11 protein-coding genes are annotated in these 13392 nt (G+C 56.8%); 4 read left to right on the forward strand and 7 right to left on the reverse strand.

Going from position 1 to position 13392, the window contains the following annotated elements:
* Window positions 1-194 precede the first annotated feature (194 nt).
* Window positions 195-1205, forward strand: coding sequence for an NADP-dependent oxidoreductase (locus tag GJR98_RS14995; RefSeq protein ID WP_151139542.1), 1011 nt, complete (start codon window positions 195-197; stop codon window positions 1203-1205).
* A gap of 96 nt (window positions 1206-1301) precedes the next feature.
* On the opposite strand, the gene bglX is transcribed toward GJR98_RS14995, so the two are convergent.
* On the reverse strand, window positions 1302-3530 hold the full coding sequence (gene bglX, locus GJR98_RS15000; protein ID WP_151139543.1) for a beta-glucosidase BglX: 2229 nt from the start codon (window positions 3528-3530) through the stop codon (window positions 1302-1304).
* A 362-nt stretch (window positions 3531-3892) separates the two neighbouring features.
* Between bglX and GJR98_RS15005 the strand changes: the two genes are divergently transcribed.
* The gene (locus GJR98_RS15005) at window positions 3893-4882 is read left to right on the forward strand and encodes a transcription initiation factor IIB (RefSeq protein WP_151139544.1); all 990 of its coding nucleotides are present in this window, start codon (window positions 3893-3895) and stop codon (window positions 4880-4882) included.
* 8 nt (window positions 4883-4890) lie between these two features.
* Here GJR98_RS15005 and GJR98_RS15010 read toward each other — a convergent pair whose 3' ends face one another.
* Window positions 4891-5358: a hypothetical protein gene (locus GJR98_RS15010; RefSeq protein WP_151139545.1), complete on the reverse strand. Its 468-nt coding sequence runs from the start codon at window positions 5356-5358 to the stop codon at window positions 4891-4893.
* A gap of 209 nt (window positions 5359-5567) precedes the next feature.
* Between GJR98_RS15010 and GJR98_RS15015 the strand changes: the two genes are divergently transcribed.
* A complete protein-coding gene (locus GJR98_RS15015; RefSeq protein WP_151139546.1) occupies window positions 5568-6737 on the forward strand; it encodes an NAD(P)/FAD-dependent oxidoreductase in 1170 nt (389 codons plus the stop codon).
* 117 nt (window positions 6738-6854) lie between these two features.
* Here GJR98_RS15015 and GJR98_RS15020 read toward each other — a convergent pair whose 3' ends face one another.
* Together GJR98_RS15020 and GJR98_RS15025 are read right to left on the reverse strand one after the other, a co-directional pair.
* On the reverse strand, window positions 6855-7091 hold the full coding sequence (locus tag GJR98_RS15020; RefSeq protein WP_151139547.1) for a HalOD1 output domain-containing protein: 237 nt from the start codon (window positions 7089-7091) through the stop codon (window positions 6855-6857).
* Between the two features lie 222 nt (window positions 7092-7313).
* A complete protein-coding gene (locus GJR98_RS15025) occupies window positions 7314-7871 on the reverse strand; it encodes a hypothetical protein (RefSeq protein ID WP_151139548.1) in 558 nt (185 codons plus the stop codon).
* Between the two features lie 868 nt (window positions 7872-8739).
* Here GJR98_RS15025 and GJR98_RS15030 point away from each other — a divergent pair.
* Window positions 8740-10116: a metallophosphoesterase gene (locus GJR98_RS15030; protein ID WP_151139549.1), complete on the forward strand. Its 1377-nt coding sequence runs from the start codon at window positions 8740-8742 to the stop codon at window positions 10114-10116.
* 40 nt (window positions 10117-10156) lie between these two features.
* Here GJR98_RS15030 and GJR98_RS15035 read toward each other — a convergent pair whose 3' ends face one another.
* The 3 genes from GJR98_RS15035 to GJR98_RS15045 form a co-directional block, all read right to left on the reverse strand.
* The gene (locus tag GJR98_RS15035; RefSeq protein ID WP_225316433.1) at window positions 10157-10912 is read right to left on the reverse strand and encodes a hypothetical protein; all 756 of its coding nucleotides are present in this window, start codon (window positions 10910-10912) and stop codon (window positions 10157-10159) included.
* A gap of 18 nt (window positions 10913-10930) precedes the next feature.
* Window positions 10931-11908, reverse strand: a complete 978-nt coding sequence (locus GJR98_RS15040; RefSeq protein ID WP_151139550.1) for a formylglycine-generating enzyme family protein — start codon at window positions 11906-11908, stop codon at window positions 10931-10933.
* A 143-nt stretch (window positions 11909-12051) separates the two neighbouring features.
* Window positions 12052-13287: a bactofilin family protein gene (locus GJR98_RS15045; RefSeq protein ID WP_151139551.1), complete on the reverse strand. Its 1236-nt coding sequence runs from the start codon at window positions 13285-13287 to the stop codon at window positions 12052-12054.
* Window positions 13288-13392: the final 105 nt, after the last annotated feature.

The following is a 13392-nucleotide window of genomic DNA, read 5'->3' on the forward strand; positions in this document are numbered from 1 at the left end:
ACATAATATACTACACAACAGCGGATGAACACTCCGGCACCTCACCAGCCTGCTGTGAGACACACGTCCGAGACTGCAGCCGAGTCGTGGGTCATCTCTCGTCGTACAGGTTGTAGTGGGTTCAATCGGCAGAATTTGTCAGCCGAAAATACAGATTCCCGAACGCTCTTTAGCGAAACGGCCCGAACGGAAATGTGAACGATACGAACCGTCGATGGTACCTCGCAGAGCGGCCAACTGGAGAGCCAGATGCAGAGAGCTTCGAACTCAGAGAAGACGACGTACCAGAAATTACTGCTGGAGAACTCCTCGTACGCGTCACGTATCTGTCTGTAGACCCGTACATGCGCGGTCGGATGCGAGACAGAAAATCGTACGCTGAGCCCTGGGACGTCGGAGACGTACTCAAAGGGAGAATCGTCGGTGAAGTTATCGAGAGTAACAGCGAGCAGTACGACGAGGGAGACTTCGTCACCGGTGAAGGGACGTGGGCAGAGTACAGTGTCCTCGATGCAGATGATGTTGTCCCGGCGGACCCCGAAGTTGCTGACTTACCAGCCTATCTCGGCGTGCTCGGAATGCCGGGCCGGACAGCGTACTTTGGGTTGCTCGATGTCGGCGAGCCTCAGCCCGGAGACACAGTTGTCGTTTCCGGCGCAGCAGGAGCAGTTGGGTCGGTTGTCGGGCAGATTGCGAAATTGAATGGCTGTCGCGTTATCGGCTTCGCCGGGTCAGATGAGAAGACGCGCTGGCTCACCGAGGACCTCGGATTCGACGCCGCAGTGAATTACAAAGAGACCGATGACTATCGGAGTGCACTGGATAGCGTTGCACCAGACGGAGTCGACGTCTACTTCGACAACGTCGGTGGGCCGATTACGGACGCGGTGTTCACGAAACTGAACCTCGACGCACGTGTGGCAGTCTGCGGGCAAATCGCGTACTATAACGACGAGACAGTGCCGACAGGGCCGCGGAAGTTGCCCATGCTCATCGCACCACGAGCGAAAGTTCAAGGGCTCCTCGTGAGCGACTACGCGACTCGGTTTGGGAAGGCGAACGAACAACTCGCAACGTGGGTTGCGAACGGAGAGATAACCCACCGTGAAACAACCGTCGAGGGGTTAGAGAACGCACCGGACGCATTCCTCGGACTGTTCTCCGGCGACAACATCGGGAAGCAGGTCGTCCGAGTGGCCGAGTGAAACCAGTGTAATCACAGGAAACTGGTAAAGCGGAGGGGCAACGGTGCCCAGCACGACGACTAGCTGTACGCGCCGGGCACCGAGTTCGATACCGCTCTACTCGACCAGTTCGAACGTCTCGACAGCAGTGACGTCGTCGGCCGCGTGGCCAATCTGCACCTCGAACTCACCGGGTTCTGCGGCGTACGCGTCGTCGGCAGTCCAGAACTCGAGGTCAGCCGTCGTCAGTTCGAACGAGACGGTCGTCGATTTACCAGCGTCGAGGTCGACGTTCTCGAAGCGGACCAGCTCTCTGACCGGTCGTGCTCGGCTGCCAATCACGTCTCGGATGTACACCTGAACGACCTCGGTTCCAGCCCGGTCACCAGTGTTTTCGACAGTAATGTCGACGGAAAGCGTCTCTTCGGCAGTGATCGTTGCTGCATCGAGAGACAGGTCGGTGTACGCGAAGGTGGTGTAGCTCTCACCGTGACCGAACGCGTACAACGGTTCGTTCGGGATATCGATATACCGGGAGACGTACTTCTCACCGTGGTTTGCCGGCGGTTCCGTCAGGTCCACGTCGGCGTCCTCTGCTGGCCGGCCGGTTTTCAGATGGTTGTAGTAGATGGGAATCTGGCCTTCGGTGATTGGGAAGGTCATCGGGAGTCGACCCGATGGGTTGTACTCACCCAGGAGCACGTCGGCGATCGCGGGGCCAGCCTCGATACCCGGGAACCACGCTTCGAGGATTGCAGGGACGTGCTCAGCCTCCCAGTTGAGCGCCAACGGCCGGCCGTTGAACAGCACGGTGACCACGGGCGTCTCCGTCTCGACGAGGGCTTCGAGCAGTGCACGCTGGTCGCCAGGCAGGTCGATGTGGGCGCGACTCGCCGCCTCACCACTTTGGCTGTAGCGCTCGCCCACGGCGACGACAGCGACGTCTGCAGACCTGACAGACTCGACTGCCGCCTCCAGCTGCTCGTCGCTGACAGAGCCATCCAGGTCGCTTCCTTCAGTGTACGTCAGGTTCTCAATGCGGTCCGTGAGTGTCGTCCTGAGCGTTACCACGTCGTCTGGGTTGCCTTCGGCACGCCAAGCACCGAGCATGTCAGTGGCACTGTCTGCGAGTCCGCCGACGAGTGCGACTTCCTGGCCATCATCCAGTGGCAACAGACCGTCCTCGTTTTTCAACAGGACCTGAGACTCACGAGCAACTTCACGGGCGGCCTCGCGGTGCTCGTCGGTGAGGGTCCGTTGAGACTGTCGCTCCTCGTCGAAGTACCGGTAGGGGTCCTCGAACAGACCCAACACAGCTTTGACGGTTAGCAGACGTCGGACCGCCTGGTCGACGAGCGACTCGTCGACGACGCCGTCTTCGACCAGTTCGACTAGCTCGGTTACGTAGGCACCGCTGACCATGTCGACGTCAGAGCCGGCCTCGATGCACGCCTGTGCCACGTCACGCAGGTCCCCGGCGACGCCGTGGTTGACGAGTTCACCGAACGAGTTCCAGTCAGATACGACGAGGTCTTCGAAGCCGAGTTCGCTTCGTAGTAAGTCGTCGACGAGCGCTTCGTTGCTGCTCGCCGGGATGCGGTCGTAGAGGCTGAACGCGTTCATCACACTGCCGACGCCCGCTTCCAGACAGGCTTCGAACGGTGGGAGGTGAACTTCTCGGAGGTTCGTCTCGGAGATGTCGACGGTGTTGTACTCGCGGCCAGCCTCGGAGGCACCGTAGCCGACGTAGTGTTTCGCGCAGGCGAGGATTGTGTCGTCGGCAGTGAGGTCGTCGCCCTGAAATCCACGGACGCGTGCGTTCGAGATTTCACCGGAGAGATATGGGTCCTCACCTGCCGCCTCCATGACACGGCCCCAGCGAGGGTCACGACCGACGTCGACCGACGGTGCGAACGTCCACTGAACCCCGTTTGCAGCCGCCTCGGTCGCAGCGACGCGAGCCGACAACTCCGCCATTTCCGGATTCCACGACGCCGCTTCGCCGAGTGGAATCGGGAAGATCGTTCGGTGACCGTGGATGACGTCCAGCGCCAGCACGAGCGGGATTCCGTGGTCGGACTCTTCGACTGCGAGTTTCTGGAACTTGCGGGCCTCTTCGAGGTCCGCGAAGTTGAGGACCGAACCGATGTCACCATCCAGAATTCCCTGTTCGACGTCCATATCACCGACAGCAGTCCCCGTTGCGAAGTCGGCGTTCACCTGATTCAGTTGCCCTACTTTCTGTTCGAGAGTTAGCTCAGAGAGAAGTGTCTCGACCTGTTCTTCGATTTCGGCCCGCCGCTCAGCCGAGAACTGATCGAGCAACGACAGCGTCTGCGTTCCCATATGCGATAGCTACTCTGCACCTGTATAAACTACTGGCTCTGTTCAAGACCTCGACACGTGGTCAGTTTCGCCGGTCGGGCTGGACACAGAGCACAGATGTGCGGGTAGCACACAGCCTGCACGGAGTCAGGTAGTCCTCGACGACCACCGCTAACAGAGTGACTCAGCAAGGCTGTGCACTATATTTCTTCGAGGGCGATAGTCGATGTGTGTTTGGTCGAGTGAACGATCAAAATAGGTGTTTGAAGTGAATCTAGTATATAAGCTATGCGGTTGGTTTATATATTTGTAACCCTTACCCATGGTAAGCGTAGTTGGCCCGGAAGGTATCGAAACCACCGGGAGAACACCTTATTCGTATCATGAGTTCAGCAGAAATCAACACCGAGAGAGAGCAGTTCAGACAGACCATCACCGAAAAAGAGGTCAACCGGAAAGAACACACCGAGTGCCCAGAATGTGGCGGGCATCTCACGACAGACGCGGAGCACGCTGAAACGACCTGTGCCACCTGTGGCCTCGTCGTCGACGAGAACCACATCGACAGAGGACCCGAATGGCGGGCCTACGATGCATCAGAGGAAGGAGACAAGAGTCGGGTAGGTGCACCGACGACCAAACTCCTCCACGACAAAGGGCTGTCGAGCCACATTGGGTGGGAGAACCGCGATAGCTACGGGAACGCGTTGAGCAGTCGCCAGCGACAACAGATTCAGCGACTCCGCACGTGGGACGAACGGTTCCGAACACGCGACCACAAAGAGCGCAATCTCAAACAGGCACTCGGGGAGATCGACCGCATGGGAAGTGCGCTCGGACTCTCAGACGAGGTTCGAGAGACTGCGAGTGTCATCTACCGTCGTGCCCTCGAATCGAACCTCCTTCCCGGCCGGACTATCGAAGGGATTGCCACCGCATCGCTGTATGCGGCCGCACGGCAGATGAAGACTCCCCGGAGCATTCTCGAAGTGGACGCTGTGAGTCGAGTCGACGAAATCGAATTCAAGCGGGCGTACCGGTATATCGTCCGAGAACTCGGACTGGCCGTCATGCCCGCGAGTCCACAGCAATACGTGGGACGTCTCGCTTCGGAGCTCGACATCGACTCGGAGACTGAACGTCTCGCTCGCGACATGCTCAAAGTCGCCGAAGGGACTGGGGCGTTCACCGGCAAGAGCCCCATCGGTCTCGCTGCCGCCGCCATCTACGCTGCAGGAAGACTCGCCGACAAAAACCTGACTCAAGACGAGGTCAGCGACGTCGCCGACGTCAGTACAGTCACCATCCGAAATCGGTATCAGGAACTTCTCGACGTGTACGAAGAGGACCAGGCACGCGCGGCCCGAAACTAACGCAACGACTACTGGTCGAACACTGGCTCTTCACTCGATTTCTCTTCGGACCACACTTTCTCCGAACGGTCTTTGTCCTCCCAGTCTACGTATCCGTCTTCGAGCATCTCGATAACTGCCTGACCGAGGTCAGTCAACTCAGTCCTGACCTTCGAGGAGATATCTCTCCCATCTGGCCACTCGTCTGGGACTGGTGGGATTACGAACCGGAGTCTCGTCTCGACAGGGTCCCAGAAGAAATCGATCTGCTCGACCAATCCCCGTTCGAGAATCGCCTCGTACTCCGTTTGCGAGAGGTCCGTGTACTCCGCCCACTCTTCGAACGCTTCGTTCCACGCACCATCCCCTAAGAATCGCTCTAACTCTTCTCGGCGGAGGTCACTCTCGCTTCCGATTACTTCGCTTGCTGCTAATTCGCTTGGAGTCCCCTGATTCGTCAGGTCGGGGTGGTTTGGGCTCTCGACATCCAGTGCCATAGGAGTGAGGTTCGCCTTCTAAGACGTTAAATGACATCCTCATTTCACGATATGAGCGGTGTTTCCAATAGCACTGTGATCGCCGACGTAGATGGAGTGCTCGAAGGCTGTCGTGATGATTTTCTGGACTCCGAGAGCGCAGACGGCAATACTAAATAGTGTGTGAAAATATACGACAATCCCTAGACAGCAGGTTGGCAAGGGCACTCATGACACACGTGACGATAATCGGGGCAGGTGCGATTGGTGTGAGCGCCGCGTACCACCTCACAGGGCAAGGAATCGACGTATCGGTTGTGGACAAAGGTCACGTCGCAGGTGAAACGACTGGAAAGGCGGGCGGCCTCGTGTTCCGACAACTCCACGAACCAGCAGACGTCCGCGCGATGGGCTACAGTATCGACTTCTTCCGGGACCTTTCTGAGGAAGACAACCATTTCACGTACCACGAGGTCGGGTTTCTCCGAACAGGGACCGAAAGAGAGCGCCCAGCCTTCGAACGAGAAGTGGCGATGCAGCGGCGCGAAGGTGCAGACGTTCGACTCGTCGAACCAGCAGAGATTCGGGACATCTATCCGACCTTGTCTCTCGACGGCGTGACTGTGGGAACGTACGCATCCGAAGATGGGTATGCGGATCCACACACGTTCACGACGACGCTCCTGGCTGCGGCACAGGAGTGTGGTGTCGACTACAGACCGGGAACCATGGTAACCGACATCGACGTCTCTTCGACTCCGACTGTCGAAACTGAGTCGGGAACGATTCGAACCGACGTCGTCGTCATCGCTGCAGGGCCGTGGTCACACCACGTTGCGGCGTTGGCAGACGTCGAGTTACCAGTGAAACCATACCGCGCACAGGCGCTCGTCACGACTCCCGTAGATTTCGAAATCGGGACTGTCTACGACGCACACGAGGGCGTCTACTTCCGGTCGGAACAGAGCGGTGGCCTCCTCGTTGGAGATGGGACAGAAGAAGTCGAGTCGGACCCAGATGGGTACACCCAGACTGCTGACTTCGAGTTCCTCGTGGAGACGAGCGACGTCGTCGAGCAACGATTACCCGTAGACGACGTAGGAATCCAAAACGCGTGGGCGGGACTGTGCACCGCCACTCCAGATGGCCGCCCGCTCGTGGGACAACCTACGTACGAACCCGGAGGTGACACCGGTCCAGACGGTCTCCTCGTCGCAGCAGGGTTGCAAGGCCACGGGTTCATGCGGTCACCAGCAGTCGGACGTGCAGTGGCAGACATCATCTGCGATGGTGAAAGCGAGTATCCCGAGTGGAAGCCAAGTCGCTTCGACGAACACCCCGGTGACTTCGAAATCGAAGAGATGCTGAAAATCGACGGAAAGCATCCAGAGATGGAGTGACAGTACAGTATCTCCGAGAGAGCCGCGTCCGAACGTGTCTCCCTCCTGAGTCGATATGAAAAATGCGCCGTCGGTGGGTGTGCCCTCCCTATTCAGACCACCATGGAGACCCAACACTTAGCTGAGTTGGGTCGCAATCACTTCTCGCGACGTCACGAGGAAGTGGATTCCCCAGATATTGAATGATATCTGAAGATGAGCGTTCGTTTGGCTTTCATCGTCCTCGTTGACGAGCGTCACCAATGCCTCCACGTCGAGGACGTCGTAGAGAAGTGCTGACGTTCTGTCTGGATCGATTCCGAGTTCTATCGCTGAGCCGACGAGAGCGTCGATGATTTGCCCGTCATCACTCATCGTTCCATCGTTCGTTTTGCCTCCGACACAGCGAGTGGTTTTCTTCATTAGTTACCCTATCTTTGGGAGAATACTGACGGGAGCATTCTCACAATCCATACTATCGTTGATACCATATAGATGCACTATTGCTGACTATCACGTCAAGCGTGAGAATTATTTCAGAAACTCGCAGGCCCACCTCGAATACTGGCTCACCATACCGCGTTCACCGCTCATCAATTACGAAGTCAGCACCGCCCTGAAACCCCCGATGACCAGCCGGTCGAGTGCGCGAGTCGCTGCACCAAACGAGACGAAAAAGACAATCATCACGACGAATGCGAGAAGGTCAAACCTCGTGATGTCGAGGGTGCCAACTATCTGAATCATCATGATTCCGGCGTCTACAGCACGTTCGAACGACCACGCTGCGATGGCACCCCCGAGTACCACGGCACCGACGTACAGCAGTACCAACGTTCCAGATGGGGTACCGCCTTCCCGAGTACTTCGCTCGACATCCCCACGAGACCCGACACCGAGCGCCGCGAGCTGTCGTCGTAGTTGGTCCAAGATAGTCACCACAAAGATGAACCACAGCAACGCTGCAATTCCGAACCCGATAGCCGACGCTGACAACCCTGGAATCGCCGTCGAAAACACCGCCACGATGGTTGGCGTCGCTCGCTCTACGAAGATGTAGAACACGACGAACCCGAGAATGGAATCGATTGGGCCGTACGCTGGAAACGACCGTCCCTTGCGGGTACCGACGCGCGAATCCACGTAGGTGCTCATACTGGATATTCACCACAAAGGAGCATCAAATAGCATCCCAATTGTCATCCACCGAGAGAGGTGAGACATCGACCCCACGATTCGAGTCGCAGTGGTCATCCTTGCTCCTCTATGAGTCTCTGTTTCGTGGTGGCCGAACAGGTGGGTGTTTCTGTCGAGTGTTGGGAGATATGTCTCGCCGAGAAGAAGCAGTTAGGAACGCTAGTGACCTAACTACCGAATACATGGATATTATAATTAGCTGATAAGTATGTCAGTTCAATTCGAGAGTGTGCTGCTCCATCCAATGGCGATTCATCGAAGTGAGAATATCCAAAGAACTACTAAAATTGTATATATCCCCCAATATAAATGCAGTTTTAGAGGAAACTGAATTGCCAGTTATTCACTTTATTTGAACCTATAGCAACAGAAAACGACCCTCCCCGAAAATACAAAATAATTGCAAATACTTCACAATATAGTATAGAAGAGTACTGAGATAGTTTCACGATTAATCGGATACTGGTACAGTAGTTACGGGGGAGTGATTTGTGGCAATATTAGTAGTATCGATAGTAGATACTACTTCTATCTACTCAAAATAATTATCATATCTTGGCAGCCAGTTCACAGTTATCAGAGTGCAGGATTGTCCATTACACCCATACATCAGTAATTATAGATTGTCTGACGATACGGCACTATCCGGTACGCGATGCGATCTTGCCTTCGCGAGTTGTACTGCCACCACGTGAGTTGGTTCGCTCGAACGACCTGCCAACGTACCGTATCAAATCATATGTACAGATGACTAATCTATGTAAGAACAACTCCCTTCGGTCCCGCTAGAACGCCCAGAGACGAAAAGAATACACAGCCAGTCAGTATGCCCTCACACACAACTCGACGAGACGGAACACGGTACTATTTCATTAGCGACCTCCACATCGGTGGGGACGAGCAACTCCAACACGTCGAGTTCAAAGACGAACTCGTCTCGTTTCTTCGCAACCTCGAAAGAGGCGACGAGAACGCAGAGCTCATCGTCAATGGCGACGCGTTCGGGTTGTGGGAGTACACCGACCTCGAAGGGATGGAAAAATTCGACGCACTCGTCGACCGGTACCCCGACATCTTCGAACAACTCAGAGCAACCGGTGAGCGGATTCCAATCACGTTCATCCCCGGAAATCACGATTACGAACTCGCGTGTTATCCAGCGTACGTCGACCGTCTGGCCGAGTACAACGTCACGCTCGAACAGGAAGTCGTTATCATGCGCAACGTCGGTGAACGCCTCATCTGGATAGAACACGGACAACAACGGGACCCGAACAACGAGAGCCCAGAGTTTGGGAACCCATACGCGAACCCACCGGGCTACTTCGTGAATCAACACATCACGAGTCGAGCGGGAAAACTCTCGGCACGGGGGAGATTCAACTGGCTCAAAGATATCCAATCGGTGACGCCGATGACCGAGATTCCCGATTGGATGCTATCGAAGTACTTCTACCGTGAGATGAGTCCACTCCTCAGATACGCAGCACTCCCGTTCCTCTTGCTGTTCAACTTCAGTTTCTTCGTCCTCCTTTCGGTCATCCTCTTCGCGACAGGGGTCTGGACGTATCCGTTCCTCGCACTCGAACGGTTTCTTCAGAGTTTTGGAATCGTCGGGACGATTATCGATCTAATCCTATTTATCAACATCCTCGTCATCATCCTTCTCATCCTCGTGTCAGTTCCAGCGTTCTTCCTCGTGGGAGATATCCGAAAGACCCTCAAACGGTTCGGCCTCATCGAGGGCGAGAAACCACAAGAGATAGCAGATTCGTACGTCGTTGGCGCACGAGCGGTGTTCGAAGACAACCCCAACGTTGCGGTATTCATCTACGGTCACACCCACCGCCCCTCACTCACGGAAGTCGATGACCGAGCCGTCGTCAACACAGGAACGTGGCTGAAGCGACTGCATCAGAAAACAGTCTTATTTGGGATTCTCCCGAGAGTATTCTACTCGTCGTTCCGCCTCAACTACTTCGTGGTCGCTGCCGACGGTGACGCTGTGTCCATCGAATATCACCGTATCGAGAAGGAGAACCCAAACGACCTGACCCTCCTCGAGAAGTTGCTCACCCGAAAACCCACCACCGAGGTCTCCATCCCAGAACGGACCGTCGTCGGTACCGAGTGGAACGGTCCACGGACGGAAATCGGTGCACCGACCACGCAACGAAACTCGCCAGAAGAGAGGAGTCAATAACAGAATCGGAGACACTCGTGTGAGTACAGTACGAGGCCGTTCACGTGAGCAACGCGAGGGTTACAAACGCGAGCGTACCCAGTACGAACGAGACGAACCGACTCTCTGTGAGGTCGGGGAGTTCTTCTTTGAGTACGTTGAACACGATCGCACCCGCGACGAACGCGAACACGATGGAGAGCTGGTACTCGCCAATCTCCGTTACGGCCCCAATCGCTGCACCAACGAGGGTTCCCACCGCGAGCACTATCCTTCCACGAGTATCGTAGATGGCACCGTAGTGACGGTGAAAGCCATAGTCAGTGACACCAAAGTGGAGAGCCATCGCGACTGCGTAGAAGAAGAGGTTCGGCAGCGTTTCTACTTCCTGATGAAACAGCAGGTACCCGATGATACCACTGTACACCATGAACGAGACCAAGTGCACGCGGTAGACGGATTTCGACTCTTCGACGTCTTCTCCCCACCGTTGTGTGACGAAAACCTCGATACCGTAGTACAGCACGAATCCAGTGAGCGCGACGATGAACACGAGTTGTTCGGGGAACAATCCACCTCCTCGTGCTTCGCTGACCGTCGCAGCCGCTTCAGCAACTTCCGGAAGCATCAACACGAAGACGTACGCGACGGACGCCCCACCACCAGCAGATAAGAACTGACGACGACGTCCTCGATGGGCGAAGTCCAAGCGTCCCGATGCGAGATGTACCGCAGCAAGTCCGAGCGCGAATACTCCCGCAGCGATGGGATAGCCAGCATCTACCTCACTGGCCAATACGACCGGCGGGGTCACCATCTCTGGATCATACCGGGGCTAGGCTGACTCGACGATGCATCGAAAGCTCACGTGGTTCGTCGAGGTGTCGATTGGCTCTGGGTAGCGTGCCGCCGGCCGGTATCGGAAGCAGTAGTTCGGCGCACAGAGATGCGACCCACCTTTGAGTACTTTCCGCGGAATCCTCGTCGGGTCTTGTGGATGGAGACTCTGTTCTTCTGTGACCCCCCGTGGGTTCGTCGGGGTACAACACGATGGAGAGTCAGACGAACCTGCCTCAGGGTCGTCGCTGTACCAGTCACGTGTCCACTGCCACGCGTTCCCCGCCATATCGTACAGCCCGTACTCGTTCGGTGGGAACGCACCAACTGGTGAGGTCCGCTCGTACCCATCGAGCGCCTCGTTTTGGTACGGGAACTGCCCTTGCCACGTGTTCGCCATCAGTTTGCCGTCGACGACGTGTTCGTCGCCCCAGACGAACCGCTTTCCTTCCAACCCGCCTCGTGCGGCGCGCTCCCACTGTGCCTCCGTCGGGAGCGTCTTTCCGGCCCACTCCGCGTAGGCGACAGCATCTTCGTAGGTGACGTGGACAACAGGGTGGTCGTCCTTGCCATCGATGGTGCTGTCGGGGCCGAGTGGATGCCGCCAGTCAGCACCGGGGACGTACGACCACCAGTTACTCGGCTCTCTCGTATCGACCGGGTGGTTCGGTGACGAAAATACGGCCGAACCGGCGACGAGGTTGTCAGGGTCCACACCGGGGTAGTCGTCTGGGTTCGGTGGCCGTTCAGCGAACGTCGTGTATCCGGTGTCGTCGACGAACGCTGCAAACTCCGCGTTCGTGACGTGATGTGTATCCATCCAGAACCCATCGACAGAGACCGTGTGCGGCGGACCCTCCTCTGGATAGAACTCGTCAGACCCCATGGTGTACGTGCCACCCGGAATCCAGACCATATCCTCGTGAGGTGGGTCAGTTGGTGCGTCCTCTCTCTGTTGTTCGGATTCGTTGGTCATTGTGAAGTCTTTGGTGCTGTCGTGGGCAGGAATGCCCTCACGTGTGGTCTGAGAAGACCGACTATTCGTGAGCTTCCACGTCAATTGTATAATACGTAGGACGATAAGTTTCACCCAGACCCAACCGTAAGAGTGCTATCGCATCAGTCGTCTGCGAGTGATTCAGATGCGTCTGTGTCCTCGTACACGCCCCGTTCAGTTCGGACGTATGCACGGTAGACGAGTTGAGCGAGTGCGCCGGTACCGAGAACAGCAACACCAGTATCGACGACTGGGCCGATAGCAGGAAGTGCAACGAGCAGTCCAACCACGAGTACACCAACGATGAGACTCACCCATCGGTTCTCGAGTGGCTCACGTTCGATATCTGCGTACGCGAGTACTCGGGGAACAGCTTCGAGAAGCCAGACACCAACAGCGAACCGACCGTAGATTGCACCAACCCACCAGAGCACGAGGAAGAGCGCACCACCGGCGAGCGCTAAGGGGAGGCCGAAGAGACTGAGCCCGAGGAGCACGAGGGCAATCGGTGCAACGATAACGGTCGCGAGTCCGAACCCAGCAGTTCGAACTGGGTCACGGACGACCTGGGACGCGACAGTGCTCGAGAATCGAGGAAGGAGTCCAACGAGCACGACGCCGAGGAGCAGGTTGACGAAGAAGCCGTACGCATCGAGGAACGAGATATTAAACGGCAGTATCTGAACTGGAACTGGCGCAATCGTCGACACCAGCACTGTCGGTGTTCTCACGGGAGTGTTCCAGTCGAGGAACGACGCAACTGAGCCGGGTGATGAATCTGACGCAGCGTGCGAGAGTGGTAGCACATCAGCCGTTCTCGCGACTGATTGGTTCGTCGTCGTTCCCGCCTCGCCGAGAACAGTCCCATTGACGTTCGTTCTGACTGCTGTCGTTTTCAGTCGACCGTCGACCGTTGCACCCTCTTCGATAGTGACTAAGACGCCAATGGCATCGACCGTTCCCGCAACCTCACCTGAGACACTCAATGCCCCACCGACTGAGTCGATGCCGTCACCAACAGTCCCTTCGATCGTCGTTACTCCGCCAAACGCTGTGACTTTCCCACCGACCTGTCCAGTCACCTCGACTCGACCCGCCACGGCAGTTACGTCACCGGTGACCTCGCCTGAGACGACCACATCGCCTGCGAGTGCGGTCACATCCCCGTCAACGGTTCCGAGAACGATGACCGTCCCAGCAGCCGTCGTCAGGTCGTCAGCGAGTGTCTCACCACGCTCGACAACGACGGTCGGACCAACCTCCGTCTTGGCACTGGCCAGTCCGGGAATCGTCGCGAGGACGACTAGGACCATCACCATGCCGATGAGTAATCTGCGAGAGAGTCGGCTACCGTGCATGCTCTCTCCTCCATGACACGTGTTGGTCTGCAGTCGGACGCCCATCGATGGACGGAGAAACGTGCAGTCGCTTCCGACGGAGTACACCCACGGTGCCGGGTGGGA

It is taken from the genome of Haloferax marinisediminis (assembly GCF_009674585.1).
Taxonomy (GTDB): domain Archaea; phylum Halobacteriota; class Halobacteria; order Halobacteriales; family Haloferacaceae; genus Haloferax; species Haloferax marinisediminis.

Coding starts and splice junctions, on each gene's coding strand:
- bglX (WP_151139543.1), bottom strand. CDS start 3,530: ATGGGAACGCAGACGCTGTCGTTGCTCGATCAGTTCTCGGCTGAGCGG.
- GJR98_RS15005 (WP_151139544.1), top strand. CDS start 3,893: ATGAGTTCAGCAGAAATCAACACCGAGAGAGAGCAGTTCAGACAGACC.
- GJR98_RS15010 (WP_151139545.1), bottom strand. CDS start 5,358: ATGGCACTGGATGTCGAGAGCCCAAACCACCCCGACCTGACGAATCAG.
- GJR98_RS15015 (WP_151139546.1), top strand. CDS start 5,568: ATGACACACGTGACGATAATCGGGGCAGGTGCGATTGGTGTGAGCGCC.
- GJR98_RS15020 (WP_151139547.1), bottom strand. CDS start 7,091: ATGAGTGATGACGGGCAAATCATCGACGCTCTCGTCGGCTCAGCGATA.
- GJR98_RS15025 (WP_151139548.1), bottom strand. CDS start 7,871: ATGAGCACCTACGTGGATTCGCGCGTCGGTACCCGCAAGGGACGGTCG.
- GJR98_RS15030 (WP_151139549.1), top strand. CDS start 8,740: ATGCCCTCACACACAACTCGACGAGACGGAACACGGTACTATTTCATT.
- GJR98_RS15035 (WP_225316433.1), bottom strand. CDS start 10,912: ATGGTGACCCCGCCGGTCGTATTGGCCAGTGAGGTAGATGCTGGCTAT.
- GJR98_RS15040 (WP_151139550.1), bottom strand. CDS start 11,908: ATGACCAACGAATCCGAACAACAGAGAGAGGACGCACCAACTGACCCA.
- GJR98_RS15045 (WP_151139551.1), bottom strand. CDS start 13,287: ATGCACGGTAGCCGACTCTCTCGCAGATTACTCATCGGCATGGTGATG.